22 protein-coding genes, 1 tRNA gene and 1 riboswitch are annotated in these 20065 nt (G+C 54.3%); of the genes, 12 read left to right on the top strand and 11 right to left on the bottom strand.

The window, feature by feature from the left end:
• Positions 1–4 precede the first annotated feature (4 nt).
• Positions 5–1180, bottom strand: coding sequence for a 2-C-methyl-D-erythritol 4-phosphate cytidylyltransferase (gene ispD / locus AURUGA1_RS01410; RefSeq protein ID WP_114128550.1), 1176 nt, complete (start codon positions 1178–1180; stop codon positions 5–7).
• 27 nt (positions 1181–1207) lie between these two features.
• The gene (locus tag AURUGA1_RS01405; RefSeq protein ID WP_096382189.1) at positions 1208–1690 is read right to left on the bottom strand and encodes a CarD family transcriptional regulator; all 483 of its coding nucleotides are present in this window, start codon (positions 1688–1690) and stop codon (positions 1208–1210) included.
• 135 nt (positions 1691–1825) lie between these two features.
• Between AURUGA1_RS01405 and AURUGA1_RS01400 the strand changes: the two genes are divergently transcribed.
• Complete coding sequence (locus tag AURUGA1_RS01400; RefSeq protein WP_114128549.1) at positions 1826–2374, top strand: hypothetical protein; 549 nt, start codon at positions 1826–1828, stop codon at positions 2372–2374.
• A gap of 34 nt (positions 2375–2408) precedes the next feature.
• On the opposite strand, the gene AURUGA1_RS08035 is transcribed toward AURUGA1_RS01400, so the two are convergent.
• Positions 2409–2585, bottom strand: coding sequence for a hypothetical protein (locus tag AURUGA1_RS08035; protein ID WP_162784025.1), 177 nt, complete (start codon positions 2583–2585; stop codon positions 2409–2411).
• 80 nt (positions 2586–2665) lie between these two features.
• On the bottom strand, positions 2666–3412 hold the full coding sequence (locus tag AURUGA1_RS01395; protein WP_114128548.1) for a phosphoglyceromutase: 747 nt from the start codon (positions 3410–3412) through the stop codon (positions 2666–2668).
• A gap of 33 nt (positions 3413–3445) precedes the next feature.
• On the opposite strand from AURUGA1_RS01395, the gene AURUGA1_RS01390 reads away from it, so the two are divergent.
• A complete protein-coding gene (locus tag AURUGA1_RS01390) occupies positions 3446–4258 on the top strand; it encodes a class I SAM-dependent methyltransferase (protein WP_205214656.1) in 813 nt (270 codons plus the stop codon).
• Here the strand turns inward: AURUGA1_RS01390 and AURUGA1_RS01385 are convergent.
• Positions 4255–5391, bottom strand: a complete 1137-nt coding sequence (locus AURUGA1_RS01385) for a folate-binding protein YgfZ (protein ID WP_114128546.1) — start codon at positions 5389–5391, stop codon at positions 4255–4257. The two genes, AURUGA1_RS01390 and AURUGA1_RS01385, sit on opposite strands and share 4 nt — an antisense overlap.
• Positions 5392–5638: 247 nt before the next feature.
• On the opposite strand from AURUGA1_RS01385, the gene AURUGA1_RS01380 reads away from it, so the two are divergent.
• From AURUGA1_RS01380 to AURUGA1_RS01370, 3 genes are read left to right on the top strand one after another with little or no spacing between them, the layout of a single operon-like run.
• Positions 5639–6328 carry a response regulator transcription factor gene (locus AURUGA1_RS01380; protein ID WP_114128545.1) on the top strand — a complete coding sequence of 230 codons (690 nt, stop codon included), beginning with the start codon at positions 5639–5641 and terminating at the stop codon, positions 6326–6328.
• A gap of 37 nt (positions 6329–6365) precedes the next feature.
• The gene (locus AURUGA1_RS01375; RefSeq protein WP_114128544.1) at positions 6366–8534 is read left to right on the top strand and encodes an RNA degradosome polyphosphate kinase; all 2169 of its coding nucleotides are present in this window, start codon (positions 6366–6368) and stop codon (positions 8532–8534) included.
• The gene (locus AURUGA1_RS01370) at positions 8531–9478 is read left to right on the top strand and encodes an NUDIX domain-containing protein (RefSeq protein ID WP_114128543.1); all 948 of its coding nucleotides are present in this window, start codon (positions 8531–8533) and stop codon (positions 9476–9478) included. The genes AURUGA1_RS01375 and AURUGA1_RS01370 overlap by 4 nt, the downstream gene beginning before the upstream one ends.
• Positions 9479–9591: 113 nt before the next feature.
• Here AURUGA1_RS01370 and AURUGA1_RS01365 read toward each other — a convergent pair whose 3' ends face one another.
• On the bottom strand, positions 9592–10221 hold the full coding sequence (locus AURUGA1_RS01365; protein ID WP_114128542.1) for a DNA-directed RNA polymerase subunit beta: 630 nt from the start codon (positions 10219–10221) through the stop codon (positions 9592–9594).
• A gap of 32 nt (positions 10222–10253) precedes the next feature.
• Here AURUGA1_RS01365 and AURUGA1_RS08030 point away from each other — a divergent pair, with 32 nt between their 5' ends.
• The 3 genes from AURUGA1_RS08030 (at position 10254) to AURUGA1_RS01355 (ending at position 11234) form a co-directional block, all read left to right on the top strand.
• Positions 10254–10412, top strand: a complete 159-nt coding sequence (locus tag AURUGA1_RS08030; RefSeq protein WP_162784024.1) for a DUF5993 family protein — start codon at positions 10254–10256, stop codon at positions 10410–10412.
• Entirely contained in the window at positions 10412–11113 is a 702-nt protein-coding gene (locus tag AURUGA1_RS01360) for a disulfide bond formation protein B (RefSeq protein ID WP_205214655.1), read from the top strand. Before AURUGA1_RS08030 ends, AURUGA1_RS01360 begins: the two co-directional genes overlap by 1 nt.
• Positions 11114–11160: 47 nt before the next feature.
• A tRNA-Lys gene (locus AURUGA1_RS01355) sits at positions 11161–11234 on the top strand.
• Between the two features lie 43 nt (positions 11235–11277).
• Here AURUGA1_RS01355 and AURUGA1_RS01350 read toward each other — a convergent pair.
• Positions 11278–12540: a hypothetical protein gene (locus AURUGA1_RS01350; RefSeq protein WP_162784023.1), complete on the bottom strand. Its 1263-nt coding sequence runs from the start codon at positions 12538–12540 to the stop codon at positions 11278–11280.
• A gap of 13 nt (positions 12541–12553) precedes the next feature.
• Between AURUGA1_RS01350 and AURUGA1_RS08130 the strand changes: the two genes are divergently transcribed.
• Entirely contained in the window at positions 12554–12682 is a 129-nt protein-coding gene (locus AURUGA1_RS08130; RefSeq protein WP_256372960.1) for a hypothetical protein, read from the top strand.
• A gap of 26 nt (positions 12683–12708) precedes the next feature.
• Here the strand turns inward: AURUGA1_RS08130 and AURUGA1_RS01345 are convergent, their stop codons facing one another.
• Both AURUGA1_RS01345 and AURUGA1_RS01340 read right to left on the bottom strand, forming a co-directional pair.
• Positions 12709–13701: a pirin family protein gene (locus AURUGA1_RS01345; protein WP_114128540.1), complete on the bottom strand. Its 993-nt coding sequence runs from the start codon at positions 13699–13701 to the stop codon at positions 12709–12711.
• A 112-nt stretch (positions 13702–13813) separates the two neighbouring features.
• Entirely contained in the window at positions 13814–14491 is a 678-nt protein-coding gene (locus tag AURUGA1_RS01340; RefSeq protein WP_205214654.1) for a hypothetical protein, read from the bottom strand.
• A 134-nt stretch (positions 14492–14625) separates the two neighbouring features.
• Between AURUGA1_RS01340 and AURUGA1_RS01335 the strand changes: the two genes are divergently transcribed.
• Both AURUGA1_RS01335 and AURUGA1_RS01330 read left to right on the top strand, forming a co-directional pair.
• Complete coding sequence (locus AURUGA1_RS01335) at positions 14626–16173, top strand: glycosyltransferase (RefSeq protein WP_162784022.1); 1548 nt, start codon at positions 14626–14628, stop codon at positions 16171–16173.
• A gap of 18 nt (positions 16174–16191) precedes the next feature.
• Complete coding sequence (locus AURUGA1_RS01330; protein WP_114128538.1) at positions 16192–16728, top strand: gamma carbonic anhydrase family protein; 537 nt, start codon at positions 16192–16194, stop codon at positions 16726–16728.
• A 115-nt stretch (positions 16729–16843) separates the two neighbouring features.
• Here AURUGA1_RS01330 and AURUGA1_RS01325 read toward each other — a convergent pair whose 3' ends face one another.
• Together AURUGA1_RS01325 and glyA are read right to left on the bottom strand one after the other, a co-directional pair.
• Positions 16844–17725: a bifunctional methylenetetrahydrofolate dehydrogenase/methenyltetrahydrofolate cyclohydrolase gene (locus AURUGA1_RS01325; protein WP_114128537.1), complete on the bottom strand. Its 882-nt coding sequence runs from the start codon at positions 17723–17725 to the stop codon at positions 16844–16846.
• On the bottom strand, positions 17719–18999 hold the full coding sequence (glyA, locus tag AURUGA1_RS01320) for a serine hydroxymethyltransferase (protein ID WP_114128536.1): 1281 nt from the start codon (positions 18997–18999) through the stop codon (positions 17719–17721). The genes AURUGA1_RS01325 and glyA overlap by 7 nt, the downstream gene beginning before the upstream one ends.
• Positions 19000–19048: 49 nt before the next feature.
• Positions 19049–19134, bottom strand: a riboswitch (ZMP/ZTP riboswitch).
• A 33-nt stretch (positions 19135–19167) separates the two neighbouring features.
• Between glyA and purU the strand changes: the two genes are divergently transcribed.
• On the top strand, positions 19168–20022 hold the full coding sequence (gene purU / locus AURUGA1_RS01315; protein WP_114128535.1) for a formyltetrahydrofolate deformylase: 855 nt from the start codon (positions 19168–19170) through the stop codon (positions 20020–20022).
• Positions 20023–20065: the final 43 nt, after the last annotated feature.

The following is a 20065-nucleotide window of genomic DNA, read 5'->3' as shown; positions in this document are numbered from 1 at the left end:
CGCCTTAGCGCTGGCGAACGAGGGCTGTTGCGATGGCGGCGATACCTTCGCCTCGACCGGTGAAGCCCAGACCATCCGTGGTGGTGGCAGAGACGGTGACAGGTGCACCAACCCAGCTGCTGAGCACTTTTTGTGCTTCCTCACGTCGCGGACTAAACCGAGGCTTATTTCCCACAATTTGAACGGAGACATTGATGGGGTCAAAACCGTTCTCTTCGAGCAGCGCGACGGTTCCGCGAATAAACACCTCTCCCGAGGCATTTGCATAGGCGGGGTCGTCAGTGCCAAAGCGCGAACCAATATCACCCAACCCGGCAGCAGAAAGAAGTGCGTCACAGATGGCGTGCGCGACAGCATCGCCATCGCTGTGCCCGGAAAGTTCCTTTTCACCTGGCCAGTGCAAGCCGGCAAGCCAGAGGTTCTCGTTTTCTCCAAAGGCGTGGACGTCGACACCAGTGCCGACGCGATGACGATCGGGAATTCCACCGAGTACTTGATGAGCACGGTTCAGATCCCATGCTGTGGTGATTTTGAAAGCAACTTCATCGCCTGGAATGGTGGTCACTGCTCCCCCATTCGCAGCAAAGACTGCGGCATCGTCGGTGTAGTCAGACGAACCTGCGGCTGCATAGGCTGCATCAAGTCCAGCACGCGGGAAACCTTGAGGTGTTTGTGCTGCACGCAGTTGTTCCCGGTCGGCAATCCCGAGCACACCCCCAGTGACATCCACCTGCTTGAGGGAATCCACCACAGGAAGCGCTGGAACAATTCCAGCGCCAGTTGCCTGCACAGCCATATCAACATCAGCAAATAAAGATGTCGGGGTGAGGGCACGGGCGGCGTCGTGAACCAACACAACCTCAACGCTGGCATCAACAACTGCCAGCCCGGCAGCAACGGATTCGTGACGTGTAGACCCACCTGTCACCACTGAAACCAACGCCTCCAAACCCGGAGCAACCTTGTTCACAATGACGTGGGCGGCGTCGACGAAGTCGACAGGTGCTACAACGACAACCTGGACGGGGTAGGGCAGCAGGATGATAGAGCGCAAACTGCGCTCTAAGAGCGTCTGACCTGCAAGGTCGACAAAAGCCTTCGGAAGCGCAGCACCTAAACGGGTGCCACTACCGGCAGCGACAACAATGACTGCTGTGGAGATATGCAGGTCACCAGACATGCTGAATTTGCCTGCCCTCTCGCGTGATTAGGACGCGAGAACTCCATCAAGGAATTCAGAAGCCTGCTCTTCGTCGGTCTTCTTAGCCAGAGCGAGCTCAGAAATAAGGATCTGACGAGCCTTAGCGAGCATGCGCTTTTCACCAGCGGAAAGACCACGGTCCTGGTCACGACGCCACAGGTCACGAACAACCTCAGAAACCTTAATCACATCTCCAGAAGCAAGCTTCTCGAGGTTCGCCTTGTATCGACGAGACCAGTTGGTGGGCTCTTCGGTGAAAGGAGCACGCAGAACTTCGAAGACCTGCTCAAGTCCTTCTTTGCCGATAACGTCACGGACACCGACAAGGTCAACGTTTTCTGCAGGAACCTCAATGGTGAGATCGCCCTGAACAACGTGGAGCTTGAGATACAGTTTCTCGTCACCCTTGATAACGCGCTTTTTTACTTCCGTAATCTTTGCTGCGCCGTGGTGAGGATAAACAACTGTTTCGCCAACAATGAACTGCATAGGTGTGGGACTCCTTGTATTGAACCCCTAGTTTACCACGGCTATCTGACACTAAATTCTGCCCTCTGCTTCCCACTGAGCGGTGCTGCATCTTCGGTTCTCAATCGAGCCATGCGCTAGAGTCAAAGGGTAGAAATGGCGGGTAAACCTGTACACAAGGGCCGCCTCAAAGCTCGGGAGGCTTACGCCGTGAAGGTTCGTGTTCTTGTCGCTGCTGCACTCGCAGTTTCCGTCGCGTTGGGTACCGCAGGATGTAACCTCATCCAGCCCCAGGCAACTCGTCTTGCCTACGACCCCAGCGACGGTGTCAGTGTCAACGTGGGCGGTCTAGACCTTCGTAACCTCATGATCATCAGCGACAACGGCAAGACCGGTAACTTCCTGCTGAGCGCCGTCAACAGCTCAGGTGAAGATGTCAAACTTCACATTGGCTTTATCTCAGACAACACCGTTATTGATGGCCACGTCGATATTCCGAGCAACGCTAAGGTTCCCACCTCCTTTGGTACCAAGGATGAAGATCGCATTATTCTCGGCGGCATCAACACCCAGCCTGGTGGACTGCTCGAGGTTGCATTCGAAGTAGACGGTGACATGAAGACCGTTCTGGTCCCTGTTCTCACCTCAGGCCAGCCTGAATACAACGGTTTGGCTCCCAAGAACGTGATCACGATCTCGAAGTAACACACTGAACAAAGAAGTGACCAGGTTTTCCTGGTCACTTCTTGGTTAAAGAGTTGGTGTTTTCGACCCGCTCAACAATCTTCTTGAGCGCTTCGATTTCCTTCTTGGTCAACGTGTCTGGATTCTTTTTCGACTTCTGAACAATGATGGACTCGGTCAAAGTGATGTCCACGACAGGTTCTGATTTCCTGAACCAACCAAATAGCTTCATGTTTTTCCTCAATTTCTGGTGATGTTGTGATCAACGGCACAAAGCCGCCTGGTATTGAAGAAAACTTCGGCGTTGAAGTTCTACTTTTTGTTTCCCTGTGCAGCAACAGCAGCAGCACCTGCTGCGGCAGCTTCTGGATCGAGATACTCTGCTGGACCAACTGGGCGGAAGTTCTCGTCCAGCTTGTACACCAGAGGAATACCGGTAGGTATGTTGAGTTCTGCGATGTCCTCATCTGAGATGCCATCAAGGTGCTTCACGAGGGCACGCAGAGAGTTCCCGTGTGCTGTAACAAGAACGGTCTTTCCAGCGGCGAGATCCTTGGTGATGTCGGACTCCCAGTAGGGAAGCATGCGCTCGATGACGTCCTTGAGGCACTCGGTTGCAGGAATCTCACCATCGATGCCCACATAACGAGGGTCGTTGACCTGAGAGTACTCATTGTCATCAGCAATGGGAGGAGGTGGCGTATCGAAGGATCGACGCCAGGTCATGAATTGCTCGGGGCCATACTCTGCCAAAGTCTGAGCCTTGTCCTTACCCTGCAGAGCACCATAGTGACGCTCGTTGAGGCGCCAGCTGCGCTTAACGGGAATCCAGAGACGATCGGCAGTGTCGAGAGCCAGGTTTGCCGTCTGGATAGCACGGCTAAGAACAGAAGTGTAAAGAACGTCAGGAAGGACACCTGATTCTGCAAGAAGTTCACCAGCACGCTTGGCTTCGCCAACGCCCTGTTCGCTGAGGCGAACATCTACCCAGCCGGTGAAGAGGTTCTTCTGGTTCCAGTCGCTGTTTCCGTGTCGGAGCAAAATCAAAGTGTGCGTCATACCTCCAGTTTATTGGGTGGTTAACTGGTCACTATGCCCGTGGGAAACATCACGCGTGGGACAACCAACGCCAACCGCCTGCGCCGCATCGACAGGTGGATTTCCACCTGGCCCGCGCTGCGCAGCACGAGCGACCCTCTCGTGGTTGACCTCGGCTATGGCGCCAGCGCGGCAACAACTACCGAACTAGCCAGCAGGCTCGCGAAAGTTCGCCCGGATGTGGAATTACTCGGACTAGAAATTGATCCTGAACGTGTGACGATTGCGCGGGAAGAACTCGCTAAATGGAGAGCCGATGGTCTTGTTTCCGAAGTGGTTGCGTCCTCCATTACTTTTGCCCGCGGAGGTTTCGAAGTTCCTGTTGCCGGCACTAGAAAACCGGTCATCATTCGAGCGTTCAACGTGTTGCGTCAATATGAAGAGTCCGAGGTGCATGACGCCTGGGAACTCATGATCTCTCGGCTGCAACCAGGCGGGGTCCTGGTGGAGGGCACCTGTGATGAGATTGGTCGCATCTCCAGCTGGATAGCGATCACCGAGGCAGGCCCACAAACCTTGAGCATTGCACTCAAACTGGATGCCATCGAACTACCCTCAATTGTGGCAGAGCGGTTACCTAAATCCCTCATTCACCACAATGTTCCCGGCGAACGTATTCATGACTTTCTCTCCGCTTTAGATAAGTTCTGGCTTACCCATGCTGCTCTGAGTAGTTTTGGGGCCACACAACGTTGGATCGCCACAGCACAGAGCATGAAAGATGCCGGTTGGCCAATTACCGGAGGCAAGACCAGATGGCGCTTAGGGGAGATTACCGTCGCCTATGACGCGGTGAGAGCAGACTAGCTCTCGCGCTTGACGGCACCCAGGCGCGGCAAACGTGGAACGTTTGCTGTGCGCCCTGCCTCCGGCGGAACAATCACAACCTGAGTTGCCGGAATGACTTCACCTTGGGAGTACACACTGAGTATCGCCTCGACCGAGGTGTTGCGTTTGAGAATGGCCAACGCAATCATGCCCTCCTCGTAGTGGCGTGCTGCGGCGGTGATGCGGCCCACCTCGTTTTCGCCATCCATCACCGGGTCACCTGTTTCTGGAAGCACTTCGGCAACACCGTCCAGACTGAGGAAAACTAAGCGACGGGGTGGGTGGCCGAGGTTGTGTACCTTCGCCACGGTTTCTTGCCCCCGATAGCAACCTTTATTGAGATGAACGGCTGAGCGCAGCCAGTCAAATTCGTGTGGCAGGGCGTTCTCGTCTGCCTCGGTGGTGATCCGTGGACGCCACGCAGCAATGCGCAGTGCTTCGAGGGCATCCGTTCCGGCAAGAGTTACGCCACCGGCAGCAGCCGTCTGGGCAAGCGTGCTGAGCCCTTCGCGTGGAATGACTGCCTCGGCATAATTCCATTCACCTGCCGGGTGGTTGGCTGAGTATTGCCACCCGCCTTCACTGATCTGGTTCCAGGTGTCATGCCACACAACAGGTGTTCCAGTGTGGTTAAGCACAAGTGGCTCGAGTAATTTCGGAATGGAATCAGAGAAGTAGCCAATAGTTGCCAGCTCCTCAGAGCGGTCCACAATCTCAACTTGTTTCATAAAGCGCATCTTGATCAACCACGCTGTCAGTGCCGGTGCACGACCCTCATCAACAAGTAGCCACGTGTTCTCGCCGTCTTCGAGGATGCGCAGAGCGTGCTGGAGGTGCCCGTGAGGGTCCAGTAGTAATGCTTCTGAACTCTGTCCTGCGTTCAGGCTGTCGAGGCGTTGACTCAGCAGGGAGTCCAACCAACTCAAGCGTTCAGGGCCAGACAACTGGATAACACCGCGGTGGGAGAGATCCACCAGCGCATTGCCAGCGGTGAGCGCGCGCTGCTCTGTCAATGTGTTGCCGTAGGCACGTGCAACGCCAGTGCTCCCAACGATGGCAGCAGGTAATTCAGCTAGGGGTGAGCTGGATGCCGACGATGATGCGTCAGCCATTGTCTGCGCTTAGCGCTGTCCCTTGAACAGCTTGTACACGACGATGCCAGAAACCCACGCGATAGCCAAGCCTGCAAGAGCAAGGAGGCCAATGAAGAAGAGTTCAAGTGCGAGAAGCATGTTTCTATCCTATTCCGAGCAGGTGCTTTCAACGGTAATACCGCATTCCACACTGAGGAAGTATGTAACCTGACTGAAACACAGCCCGTTTACAATAAAAACAACAAGCCGAAGCGAGGTGATAATCATGGCAAGCATCCTGATTCTCACTGCGCGCCCCAGCGTCGAGGTTCTTCCCGCTCTGGGCTTGCTCTCCCACACGGTCAAAACCATTCCTGCAGAGCCGGCTCAACTGGTCTCAGCACCGCACTGTGATGTGGTGATGGTTGATGCGCGCGCCGATCTAGCCAACGCCAAGAGTCTGTGCAAGATTCTCACTGCCACCGGGTTGAGCTCTCCCCTGCTTCTGATCATCACTGAGGGTGGCTTGGCTGCTGTCACGGCAGACTGGGGCATTACTGATGTTGTTCTCGACACAGCTGGTCCTGCTGAAGTTGATGCTCGTATTCGTTTAGCTCTTGGTCGTGCTGAGCAGGACTCCCCTTCTGAAGCACGCATTTCTGCTTCTGGCATCGTTATTGATGAAGCCTCTTACTCGGTGAAGGTTCACGACAAGCCCTTGGACCTGACCTATAAAGAGTTTGAACTTCTGCGCTTTTTGGCAACCCATCCCTCACGCGTATTCACCCGTGAACAGTTGCTCAGTGAAGTGTGGGGATATGACTACTTCGGTGGTACCCGAACAGTGGATGTGCACGTGCGTCGCCTGCGCGCCAAGCTGGGCGACATGGAGCAGGTCATTGGTACCGTGCGCAACGTGGGATACCGCTTCAATGTGGCTGATGAGTCTCACGAACGCTCTTCGGTAACCTCCTAGTTTCTTTCCGGTTACCTGCGCGTGCCAATATGAATATATGGCCCCGCACGAAATCGATTCGGACTCTGTCGACGTAGATAACGACTTTGACGAGTTCGTTGCTGTCGCAACCGAATCGTTGCCTGCTGATCGCTTCCTCGATCGGGAACTGAGTTGGCTTGCCTTTAACCAGCGGGTCCTAGAACTGGCAGAGGATGCCAATCTGCCGTTGCTCGAGCGGGCAAATTTCTTAGCTATCTTTGCTAGCAACTTAGATGAGTTCTTTATGGTGCGCGTGGCAGGTCTCAAGCGCCGCATCATGACCGGACTGGCCGTGCCCACCAACATTGGTCGTGCTCCTGCAGATGTGCTGGCAGATATCTCTGCCCGAGCCCACGAACTTCAACTACGTCACGCAGGTGTCTATCAAGACAGCGTCAAGCCTGCACTTTCTGACGCAGGCATTCAGATTGTGACATGGGATTCTCTTGACGCCGCCGATCACGACATCCTGCACGACTACTTCACTGAACAAATCTTCCCCGTGTTGATGCCATTGGCTGTAGACCCCGCTCACCCCTTCCCCTACATCTCCGGGTTGTCGTTGAACCTGGCTATTCGTGTGCGCAACACCAAGACCGGGACCGAAGAGTTTGCACGTTTGAAAGTTCCCCAGATGTTGCCCCGGTTCGTGCGGGTAGACAGCCGTGAAGCTATTACTAACGTGCGTTACATCGCCTTGGAAGACCTCATTGCAAACCAACTGCAAGACCTCTTCCCCGGTATGGAGATTTTGGAACACCACACCTTCCGCGTCACTCGCAACGAGGATGTCCAAATTGATGAGGATGAAACCGAAGACCTCATCCAGGTGTTGGAGAAGGGGCTGCTCAAGCGCCGCTTTGGTCCCCCCATTCGTCTTGAAGTGGGAGAGAAAATGGACCCCACCACCCTAGATTTACTCATTCGTGAACTTGATATCACCGAGCAAGAGGTCTACCGCCTGCCAGAACCTCTGAACCTGGGCGGATTGTTTGAGATTGCAGGAATCAAACGTCCCGAGTTGCACTATGCACCCCATGTCCCCACCACCGCTGCTGGGCTGACAGCTGCCGACGCGAATGAGCCCAGGAGTATTTTCTCTTCGATTCGCCGAGGGGATGTGCTGTTGCACCACCCCTACGAATCATTCTCAACCAGCGTGCAGTCGTTCTTGGAACAAGCAGCTGCAGACCCTAACGTGTTGGCCATTAAGCAGACCCTGTATCGCACCAGTGGTGACAGCCCCATCGTGCAGGCGCTTATTAACGCCGCCGAGGCTGGCAAGCAGGTTCTTGCTCTGGTGGAAATCAAGGCTCGCTTTGATGAGCAGGCCAACATTAGCTGGGCGCGCAAGCTCGAAAAAGCTGGCGTGCACGTTGTCTATGGTTTGGTGGGACTGAAGACCCACTGCAAGCTTGCTCACGTGATTCGCCAAGAAAAAGGTGAGCTCAAGCATTACAGCCACATAGGTACTGGAAACTACAACCCCAAGACATCCAGACTCTATGAAGACTTTGGTTTGCTCACCGCAGATCCTGTGGTGGGTAAAGACCTCACCCGCTTGTTCAATGAGCTCTCGGGCTATGCCATTGAAAAGAAGTTCAAGCGTCTGCTTGTTGCACCGTTGCACTTGCGTAAGGGTCTACTCAAACTCATCAACGCAGAAACAAAGAATGCCCAGGCAGGTTTACCTGCCCGCATTCGCATCAAGATCAACTCGATGGTGGATGAGAAAATCATCGATGCCCTTTACTTGGCCAGCCAAGCAGGCGTGCAGGTGGATGTGTGGGTGCGCGGTATTTGCTCACTCAAGGCGGGAGTTCCTGGCCTGAGCGAAAACATTCGGGTGCGCTCTATTCTGGGTCGCTACCTCGAACACTCTCGCGTATTCATGTTTGAGAACAATGGTGACCCCCAGGTCTACATCGGCAGTGCCGACATGATGCACCGGAACCTGGACCGTCGTGTTGAAGCCTTGGTTCGTCTGTCTACTCCAGAACACATCACTGAACTTTCTGAGCTGTTTGACCTAGCACTCGATGACACAACAAGCTCGTGGTGGCTTGAGTCAGATGGAACCTGGGCCAGACACACTGTAGATTCATCCGGTGCGCAACTGATTGATCTGCAAGATCATGTGATGCAGCAGATTTCCAAACGTCGTCGCCCCGGAGGACATCGATGAGTTCCAAACCTTCTGCCACGGTGTACGCGGCAGGCGCTGTCCTGTGGCGTCACATTGGTGACGACATTCACGTTCTTGTCATTCACCGCACCGAACACAAAGATGTCTCCCTGCCAAAAGGCAAAGTTGATCCAGGCGAAACACTTCCTCAAACGGCTGTCCGAGAGATTCGTGAAGAAACCGGCATCAAAGTTTCTCTCGGTGTTCCTGTGGGAGTCACCGAATATGTGATGCCCAATGGCAAAAACAAGGTTGTGCACTACTGGGCTGCGGAAGTCACCACCAAAGCAATCCAGAAGTCCAAGTTTGTTCCCAATGGTGAAGTTGCTGCGTTGGAATGGCTCCCCCTTGCTACCGCACGCGGTGAGCTCAGCTATGAACCAGATAAAGAAATTCTCGACAACTTTGCTGCCCTCGTTAAAGAGGGAGTGACAAAAACATTTGCCGTTGTGGTCTTGCGTCACGCGAAGGCAACCTCGCCGTCAGACTGGCGAGGAGACGACGCCTCCCGCCCGCTGACCGAGCGAGGACTCACCCAAGCTCACGGCATTGTTCGCACCATCACAGCGTGGAAGCCCAAGCGTCTGATTTCCAGCACTGCTGTGCGCTGCAAAGAAACAATTACCCCCACTGCCAAAGCTTTGGACAAGGACATTAGGTTCACCAAGAAAGTCAGTCAAGACGCCTACGAAACCGGCAAGGGTGATGTGCGCTCAGTGGTGGGAGAGATTGTGCGCAAGCGCAAGAGTGCGGTTGTCTGCACACACGGACCTGTTGCCCCTCAAGTCATTCGAGAGCTTGCCTTGGCAACCGGCACGCCTCGCACCTCGGCACTTGATGAGGCAGGCCTGCTCGATACCGCAGCATTTAGCATCGTTCACCTGAGTGCATCGCACCCCTCCTCAGGCATTATTGCCGTGGAGACACACTCGTCCTTGCTCTAAGTAGCAGGTATAAAAAACCGGACCGCAGTGAACGCCTCTCGGCGGAAGGCCGCTCGCAGCGGCGAAATATTGGAGCCCGGGGTTACTACGGTCCGGCACAACAACAATAGCAATTAGTCCAAAGCGTGGTCACGCCATAACCGGGCACACACAGCCAATTCATGGGCAGTTTGCGTCAATCGTGCAGCTTGTTGAGTGAGTGTTGCAGCACGCTCTGGATGAGTCAGATCAGACACGTTTGCTGTTGCAGTACACCCAGCGGACACGATGCGACAAAATGCCGCTGCACGATCGAGTGCACCGCTGAAATCACCGGTGAATGCACCGTGCAAAATCGTATCCGCAAGTGTCACCATTTCATCTGGACCTGCTGGCGTGGGAGCACCGGCAACAACAACATCAGCTGTGCTGAGCTGGTCAAGACCTTCGCTAAAGAGCACGCTCATCTGGGGTGCTTGGGCACGAATAAGATCACGGATCAGATACATCCGCCAAAGTGCACCAGGTAAGGAGTGTGCGCTGGAGCGGGACCACAGTTCCGCCAGAGTATCGATGCCGTTCTCATCGGCGAAAGAAACTACCCGCTGCACCACCTCTGCTGAGGCACCCTCCTGTACACGTGATAACAATGCCCGCGCGGTGTCATGAGCAATGGCCGAAACTTCAGCTGGATCATCTCCGCCCTGAAATGCGCTGAACTCATGGCCAGCAAACAATGCTGGTTTTCGATACGGCGCAGACATGTATTCATTCTGCCGGAGACTAGGGTGAATATATGGACACAATCGTCTTCGCCCTCATCCTGGCATCAGCACTTCTCATCATTTTCGTCAAAAAACGTTGGGTCGTTGTTCTCGGCTTTGCGGTGGCTTTTATTGCTACAGCATTTCTCTTCTCTCACCACGTCACCAGCACCCTTGATTTGAGCTTCTAATGAGTGAGATCCACGTTTCAGCCCTGCAAAACGAAACCGGCAACACCACAGTTGTGGTTGGGGATACCCGCGTTGTTGTTCCCCCACCCACCAAGCCTCACCACATCCTGTTAGGAAAGTTGGGCTTCTGGGCACAAATCGGCTTCATGCTTGCCTACATCGGAGTTCTCTCCGGTGCAATGTTCTACTTCCAGTTCGGCTTGGGCGAATTCCCCTGCCCGCTGTGCATCACCCAGCGCATGGGCATGATGCTCTCCTCACTGGGCGCACTCTATGTCGTGGTGAACTCGCTGCGAGGAACGCTCTCACCCTCTGGTTTCATGACTGGTTTGGGCTTTGCCATCTTGGGCGCACTTCTGGGTGCCACGATGTCTATTCGTCAGATCTTGCTGCACATCATGCCCGGTGACCCCGGTTACGGCGGAGCCGTCCTGGGCCTGCACCTGTACACCTGGGCACTGATTAGCTTCGTTGTGGTGTTGGTATTCGCTGGTGTCTTGCTCACCTTCGGAACTGAATTCCTGCCTGTTCGCCCCAGCTCGACCTTCGGTCGCGTGGTGGCGTGGGTAGTGATTGGAATTTTCCTGTTCACCATCGTGGCCAACCTGGTTGCCGTCTTCGCTCTCGAAGGCTTCAACTGGTACCTGCCAGATGACCCCACCAGCTATGAACTGTTCAACCAGCTGGGCTGGAGTAATTAGACACTTCTGGTCTGTTCTAGACTAGATACGTGCTTTTCAAGCACGGCGGGCCTCTAGCTCAGTTGGTTAGAGCATCGGACTTTTAATCCGAGGGTCGTGGGTTCGATCCCCACGGGGCCTACAGCTGAATCCCTCACCTCAACGGTGAGGGATTTTTGCATCAGCTAGCCTCGTTTATGACTCCATGTGCGCACAAAGAAGCCCAGTGCTACAAGTACTGCCCCAAGAATGCCGAGCGGGACAAAAGGAGCGCTTGTTGCTGGAAGCGTTGGTGGGTTACTCGCAGTGGGGGCATTAGGGTTAGCCGAAACAACATAGGTGATTTGTGATGCAGCTGAATACGTTTGCCCACCAAAAACCATCTCTACTTGATAGTCAGCCGTATAGGTGCCAGCTGCTGTTGGAGTAAAAGAGACGACGTCACCTGTAGTTGCAAACTGAGAAGATGGTGCTGTTGTGTTGCCTAAAGCAGATAGGGCTTGTCTAATTCCATATGAAACAGATTCCGAAGAACTATTCGGCTGCAAGCCTGTCACATCTATCTGCGCGGTTTGGCCAACGGTAAGGGTTTGGGTAACGGGACAAGCCATAAAGGCAGTGAACTGGATATCATCGAGCAAATTTCCGAATGAGGTCCATCCAAAACCCCCAGCAACTGCCTCGAATTGAAGTCTCATCGTTCGTGTCGCAGGAGCACCTTGTGACGTATCTGCTGGGTACGTTCCTTCAAAGCGATTCCACCCGTCTGAGAGCTTGCTAGTGAGCGTGGATTCAGTCGTGAATGATGAACCGTATGTCGGGTAACCAGAGTATTTATCAACATTTGTTGGAGCGTATTTGTACACCGTGGTTTGCTGTGTAGTTGACGCCGTATTGTTGGCAACTGGTCCAATCAACACTTTCATCTGTTCATTAGTATCTGTTCGTCCTCGGTGCTTCAAACTCCAGAACAAACGAGCTGACGAAGGAACCTCGATGTCTTGAAACAGTGCAGAGTTATCGATTGCATTGAGTTCTGCCCAATAAGTACCCTGTGCAGCTTGAGCGCTATACAGATCGTAATATGCGGTAGTACCTGTCGTCGAAGCTGTTGCAACGCCGGAAAGGGGTGGGTTGACAGCGGTCATGTTTCCGGCATTATCGTGGCGTGAACTGTAGCTGGAGACCTGTCGTTGAATTTCAATAAGCGGCGAGGTTGATCGCCAACCGGTTACATAGTTTGCGGTTTGACCAGCGCCTGGGGTTGCAGATGGTTTAAGAAATAAAATCTGGTCCGGTCCGTTGGCGTACCCGTGCCAAAATCCGTAATAAGCAGATCCATTATGGCTGCCACTGGCCAAATTAGGTTCTGTTGCTGGGTTAGAAAAGTCCTCAAATCCACCGTTGACCAAAGCGGGAGGAGAACTAGGGCAATTTGAGGTGTTCACTGGGGCGCTGATCGTGGAAGAAATAGCCATCGCTGGCGCTTCAAACATTGAAACAGAACCCAAGGCCAATACCGTTGCACCAACTATTGCTGCTCTTCTTGCACGCAAGAACACCACTAACGAACACCTGCCTTTGAGTTAACTACCTCCCTAAATATACGCGCTGAATCATTCGATTGAGTGCCTGTGGTGGAAGGGCTGCAGCGCATCCTCAGGTATTTGACCAAAGCGCCCATAGTTGAAGTCTTCAAGTGCTTGAATAACTTCTTCCTTGGTGTTCATCACAAACGGCCCATAGGCAACCACTGTCTCCTTGATGGGCAAACCACCGAGTAAGAGAACGTCCAGTGCTCCGTTACGAGCATCCTGATTCTTATCTGCTGTGAGAACAACACGATCACCATCAACCATCACGGCAAGGCTTCCTGCGCTAATTGGTGCAGCGCTGCCACCAAACTCACCTTCGCCCACGAATCCTTGACCGGCAAGAGTGTAGGCAAGGGCATTGAATTCCGGGTTCCACGGAATAGATACAGATGCTCCGGGAGCTAGCGTGACGTGAGCAATCGTCATAGGAGTCTGAGACTTTCCAGGACCCACATGGCCATCAATCTCACCTGCGATAACGCGAATGAGTGCGCCACCATCTTGGCTGGAGAGCAACTCCACGTCACCACCGGCAAGGTTTTGGTAGTTGGGCGCCGTCATCTTCTTTTCCGCCGGCAGGTTAATCCAGAGCTGAATTCCGTGGAAGAAACCACCGGACATCACCAGCTCATCTGGTGGAGTCTCGATGTGCAGCACACCAGATCCAGCAGTCATGTACTGGGTCGCACCGTTTTCAATTATGCCACCACCGCCGTGATTGTCTTGGTGCTGGAAGGTTCCATCGATCATGTACGTGAAAGTCTCAAAACCACGGTGGGGGTGCCATGAGGTGCCACGTGGTTCATAGGGTGCGTATTCCACTTCACCCATCTGGTCCATGTGAATGAAGGGATCGATGTCTTGATAAGAGACTCCGGCAAAAGCACGGGTCACGGGGAAACCGTCACCCTCAAATGCTTGCGGCCCTCGAGTTACCGACTTAATGGCTCGTGCTCGACCAACGGCAGGAGCCAGGTGAGGAAGCGTAAAGGTATCAGCGGTAACTGCGGGCATCGTGTTCTCCTTTGTGTGATTCACTACTGATAAGTCGAATTGTTCTTGGAGTATTCCCATTAACCATCAATGGCACCCCGAAGGGTGCCATTGACTGAGTTAAGAACCGAAGTTACTTCTTGACTGCTGGCTTAGCTGCAGGCTTTGCAGCTGGCTTAGCAGGTGCCTTCTTGGCTGCGGGCTTCGCAGCAGGCTTGCTTGCGGGTGCCTTCTTGGCAGCAGGCTTAGCTACTGGCTTGGCAGGTGCTTTCTTTGCTGCAGGCTTCGCAGCAGCGGTTTTGGCTGCAGGCTTCGCAGCGGGCTTAGCTGGTGCCTTTGCTGCAGGCTTCGCGGTGGGCTTCGCTGGAGCCTTCTTTGCAGCGGGCTTCGCGGCAACCTTGGTGGCAGGTTTTGCCGCAGCAGTTTTAGCAACAGGCTTCTTCGCGGCAGGTTTTGCTGCAACCTTGGTAGCAGGTTTTGCTGCCGCGGTTTTTGCTACAGGCTTCTTTGCAGCAGGCTTTGCGGCAGGCTTCGCAGCAGGCTTTGCGGCAGGCTTTGCGGCAGGCTTAGCTGGAGCTTTCTTCGCTGCGGGCTTCGCAGCTGGCTTCTTAGCTGCAACTGTCTTCTTGACTGCTGCGGTGGTCTTTGCTGCGTCTTTCTTGATGGTGGCTGCGGCATCCTTGGATGCTGCGGTCACATCTGCTGCAACGTCTTCAACCTTGACAACAACTTCTGCTGCGGTTGCACCGGCCTGCTTTGCGCCGGAACGGAATGCCTTCTTGAGCGAGGCGAGAAAAGATGACTTAGCCATCGGGAGAACACTCTCTTTTCATATTGGGTGTGCGGGGGAAAATCCTGGTTAAGAGTAACTTGTGAGTTTCCTCCACGCTTGCTGGTTAGTCGCGAGCCGTCACATTCGGCTTGTGAACGAACTAACATAGGCAGGTGAGTTTTTCCCTCCCCGCCTCGAAATATGTCAGTGTGACATGGGGTGTTCGGCCCGAATCAGGTGGACTCACCGTCACGTTGCTTCATCGCGCGAGCATACTGAGTAAATCAGGTGCCGGTCATGTGACTGTGCTCACCTTCGATAGCTATCCTCACTATGACCAAATTGAAGAGCAGATGCGGCAGCTCGGTCGCCTCGACGGAGACGTCTCGATTGAGAACATCTGGGACTGGTTACGCACAGAACACATTCCTACACGACCTTCAGGACCCTCTCCCAAACTCTATGAGGCTTTCACTCCCCTGGGTGACGGTGATGAATTTGAGGAGCTTTACCGCGACGGTGTTCTATATAGTCGCATCCGCTATGCCGCAGACGAACTCACCATCTTGCAAACCGATCACTACCGTTCAGATGGAACGCTGATGCTCAGCGACCGCCGGGACTTCCGCGAGCGCGGAATCCGAGGCGGACGCCGCATCATCCTTTGTGACCATGCTGGTGAACCCTTCAAGCTGTGGAAGTTTCCGAACGATTTCTATCACTGGGTGCTTGATCGCAGATTTGGTTCACAACAGACAACCTTCTTGATCGATAGCAAGACCGCGGTGGGAATGTTTGTGGGCTATCGCCGTCGCAATGCACTGACAGTGCACGTCATTCAGGGTGCACATATTGAAGGCGAAACCGCGGATGGTCGCCCCATTCTCTCGGATGCACGCCACAAGAGTATCCGTGAGTTACCCGGCTTTGACCTTGTCGCAGCACTCACGAAACGTCAGCGCAAGGACATTTCGGCTGTCATGGGGGCGAGCCCCAACCTCGTGGTGATTCCGAACTCGGTCCCACTGCCTGATCCGGCTTCGATTACGGTAGAGCGCCCCGTGAACCGGGGACTCGTTGTGGCGGCGTTTATTCCTCGTAAGCGCGTGCATCTTGCCATTGAGGCAACTGCTCGAGCGCAGCTCATGGTGGGTTCAGGTTTGAGTCTTGACATCTATGGCGAGGGTGAGACGCGTCCCGAGGTCGAAGCTGCGCTGGCGGAGCACAGCGCAGCCGAGTACACCACCTTGCACGGCTACAGCACCGCAGCCCTGGAAGAGACCAAGACTGCTTCCTTCCTGCTCATTACTTCAGAAACAGAGGGGACTCCTCTGGTGTTACTCGAAGGAATGGCAGCTGGGTGCATTCCCATCGCGTTTGATATTCGTTACGGTCCCAGCGATCTCATTACCCATGAAGTGAATGGGTTCCTTATTCCCGATGGGGATGTCACAGCCATGGCACAAGCCATTGCCACTTTGCAGCAGCTCCCTGCTGAAAAGGTGACGGCCATGCGTGAGGCGGCAATTGCAACCGTGCAAGGGTTCAATGACGAGGCAATATTGCAGCTGTGGGGCAAAGAGCTCACGAAAGCGTGGAAGCATAAGTCAGCTTCCTGGTGGCGTGCACTGCGTAAATGGCAAGCGTGGAATGCTGCACGCCACTATGCGAAAACCAATCCTGACATCGGCCCCAAACTTCCTCCACCACCTCGGCGTTAACCTTCTAGGCTTAGGGGCATGACTTCTTCTGACGCTCAGATTATTTCTGTCCCCACCTATGGCACTCCGGTTGTAGATGACTCGTGCTACATCGCACCAGGCGGACGCCTGGCCGGCGATGTCACCCTGCACGCCAACGTGGGTATTTGGTTTAACGCGGTGCTGCGCGGGGACTATGAACCAATTGTGATTGGTGAAGGCTCCAACATCCAGGACAATGTGAGTGGTCACGTTGACACTGGCTATCCGCTCACCCTGGGAAAGAACGTGTCTGTGGGACACAACGCTGTTATTCACGGCTGCACAGTAGAAGATGATTGCCTTATTGGCATGCATGCCACCGTGATGAACGGCGCTGTGATCGGCAAGGGTTCTTTGGTTGCTGCTGGGGCACTCGTGCTGGAGGGAACCATTGTTCCTCCGGGGTCTCTGGTTGCTGGTGTTCCAGCGAAGGTGCGCCGCGAACTCACTCCAGAAGAGCAAGAGGCTGTGCGCCAGAACGCGGCAAACTACCGCAAGCGTCTAGAGATTTACAAAGCTGAAGCAACAGCGTAAATACCATTCGTCGATGGAAGTTTTTCCGGGTTACCTACTAAGTCGGAAAAACTAGGCTTCATTTTCCGACTTATGCACTTAGCCGGAAAATCCCATTCTTTATTCTTTTGAGAATTTAAGAAAGCGCCTGTTCCGCAGCCTTCACCACATTCGCCAAAAGCATTGCCCTGGTCATCGGACCAACACCTCCCGGGTTGGGAGAGAAGTGCCCAGCAACCTCAGCAACCGCAGGATCAACATCACCGGTGAGCTGTGCTTTGCCGGTCTCTTCGTTCTCCACACGAGTAATGCCGACATCCAACACAGCAGCACCAGGCTTCACCCACTCCGGTTTGATGAAGTGAGGAACACCTACCGCAGCAACGACAACATCAGCACGACGAATGTCGTCCTCGATGTTGACGGTGCGCGAGTGGGTGAGGGTTACTGTGGCATCAATACCTTTACGAGTGAGCAGCAACCCTAGGGGACGTCCCACGGTCAACCCGCGGCCAACAACCGTGACGTGCTTGCCCGACAGGGGAACGTCATAGCGAGTGAGCAGTTCCACAATCCCAGCAGGAGTGCACGGAAGTGGCGAAGCCAACTCTCCTTCAATACCCATCACCAAGCGCCCTAAGTTCATAGGGTGCAGGCCATCAGCATCTTTGGCGGGGTCAATCAGTTCCAATGCAGCGTGCTCATCGAGGCCCTTGGGCAATGGCAGCTGCACGATATAACCGGTGACGGCAGGGTCGTCGTTGAGCTGCTTAATGGCAGCTTCAACATCGGCCTGAGTAGCTGTTGCCGGCAGATCAATTCGAATCGAATTGATGCCGACCTCAGCACAGTCGCGGTGTTTACCCGAGACATACGAATGCGATCCAGGGTCATCGCCAACCAACAGCGTTCCTAAACCAGGAGTAATGCCCTGAGCTTTCAGTGCTGCAATGCGTTGTGCGAGTTCACCCTTGACGGCAGAAGCGGTAGCTTTTCCGTCGAGAGTGACTGCTACCACTGCTCGAGGCCTGGGTACAGTGGGAACTTCTCGGTGAGAACCTTCACGCGAGCCTTGAGCGCAGAGACATCTGCACCGGGCTTGAGCGCCTCAGCAATGATGTCTGCGACCTCGGTGAATTCAGCATCGCCGAAGCCACGAGTAGCCAAGGCAGGAGTTCCAATACGCAGACCAGAAGTCACCATAGGTGGACGTGGGTCGAAAGGAACAGCGTTACGGTTCACGGTAATTCCGGCAGCGTGCAGTACATCTTCTGCCTGCTGGCCATCTAGTGGAGAGTTACGCAGGTCAACGAGAACCAGGTGAACTTCAGTTCCACCGGTGAGGACGTCCACGCCGGCTTCCTTCATGTCTGGCTGTGTAAGGCGGTCGGCAATAATCTGTGCACCACGCAGTGTGCGCTCAGTGCGGTCCTTGAATGCAGGTTCCATTGCCAACTTGAAAGCGGTTGCCTTCGCTGCAATGACGTGCATGAGTGGACCACCCTGCTGACCAGGGAACACGGCAGAGTTGAGCTTCTTAGCCAATTCTTCGTCACGGCTGAGGATCAAACCGGAGCGAGGACCTGCCAAGGTCTTGTGCACAGTGGTCGAGACCACGTCAGCGTATGGAACGGGGTTGGGGTGCAGACCAGCAGCAACCAAACCAGCGAAGTGAGCCATGTCCACCCAGAGCTTGGCGCCGACCTCGTCGGCGATGGCACGGAATTCAGCAAAGTCGAGCTGGCGTGGGTAGGCAGACCATCCTGCAATGATCACGGCAGGCTTGTGTTCGTGAGCGAGCTTGCGCACGACATCCATGTCGACCAGGAACGTTTCTGGGTCAACACCGTAAGCAACAGGGTTGTAGACCTTGCCGGAGAAGTTGAGCTTCATGCCGTGGGTGAGGTGACCACCGTGTGCAAGTTCCAGACCCAGGATGGTGTCACCTGGCTGAGCAATCGCGTGCAATACAGCAGCGTTAGCGGTAGCGCCAGAGTGAGGCTGAACGTTGGCGTACGCAGCACCAAAGAGCTTCTTTGCACGCTCAATGGCGAGGCTTTCAGCGACGTCAACAAATTCGCAACCACCGTAGTAGCGCTTGCCGGGGTAGCCTTCGGCGTACTTGTTGGTCAAGACAGAACCCTGAGATTCGAGCACTGCACGAGGAACAAAGTTCTCGGAAGCGATCATCTCAAGGAAGTCGCGCTGACGGCCGAGCTCATCCTGCAGTACTGCAGCAATCTCGGGGTCAACCTCGGAGAGCGGGGCGTTGAAGGTGTTATCTGAAGACACAGTTGGCTCCTAGGTGTAGACCGGGGCAAACCCGGTAACAGGTTTTTTTCGTGATGGCCCAGGCGTTCGGCCACATCCGATCCGTTAATCGCTCCCTGATGGATACCCATCTCAACGCCAGTTGCGACCGTGTCAGTCTACCAAGCTTGAAGGCAATAATCTTGTTGTATGTCTGACGCTACGCACTGGGTACTCACCTTTGTTTGTGCCGATAAACCCGGCATTGTTCACGCAGTATCCGGTGCCATTGTTGCAGCCAATGGAAATATCACTGAGAGCCAGCAATTTTCCAGCGATGACACCGGAACATTCTTCATGCGTTTGCAGGTGGAGACCACTGCCAGCCGCGAAGAATGTGAACTGGCACTGCAGCCGGTCACCAGCGCCTATGACATGGACTGGCGCTTAGATGTAGTCGGTCGCCCTCTGCGCACCCTCGTGCTTGCCACCAAGGCAGCGCACTGCCTTAATGACCTGCTCTTCCGCCAGCGTGCAGGTCAACTACCTGTCGATATTCCTCTCGTTTTGAGCAATCACACAGACCTGGCAGATCTTGCCGGCTTCTATGGCATCCCGTTTGAATCCATGCCTGTAACCAACCCAGAACAAAAGGCAGCTTTTGAGAAGCGCCTGCTTGAGGTCGTGGAAGAACGTGACATCGAATTGGTTGTTTTAGCCCGTTACATGCAAGTTCTCTCCCCCGAGCTGTGTGAGAAGCTCGAAGGCAAAATCATCAACATCCACCACAGCTTCCTCCCCGGGTTTAAGGGAGCAAACCCCTACAAGCAGGCTCACGCCCGAGGCGTGAAACTCATTGGAGCAACCGCACACTTTGTCACTACTGACTTGGATGAAGGCCCCATCATCGAGCAAAACGTTGTGCGAGTCGACCACTCCCGCACGCCTGAAGAACTCGTCGCCATTGGGCAAGATGAAGAAAGTCGCACACTCACCCAAGCAGTGAAGTGGTTTGCCGAAGATCGCGTTCTGCGTGATGGTCAGCGCACGATTATCTTCCGGTAAGTAACGAACTCGTTCATCCAACGTTCATCCACGCTTTTCCATT

It is taken from the genome of Aurantimicrobium sp. MWH-Uga1, assembly GCF_003325955.1.
Taxonomy (GTDB): Bacteria; Actinomycetota; Actinomycetes; order Actinomycetales; family Microbacteriaceae; genus Aurantimicrobium.
This window is presented reverse-complemented; position numbering and strand designations above follow the sequence as displayed.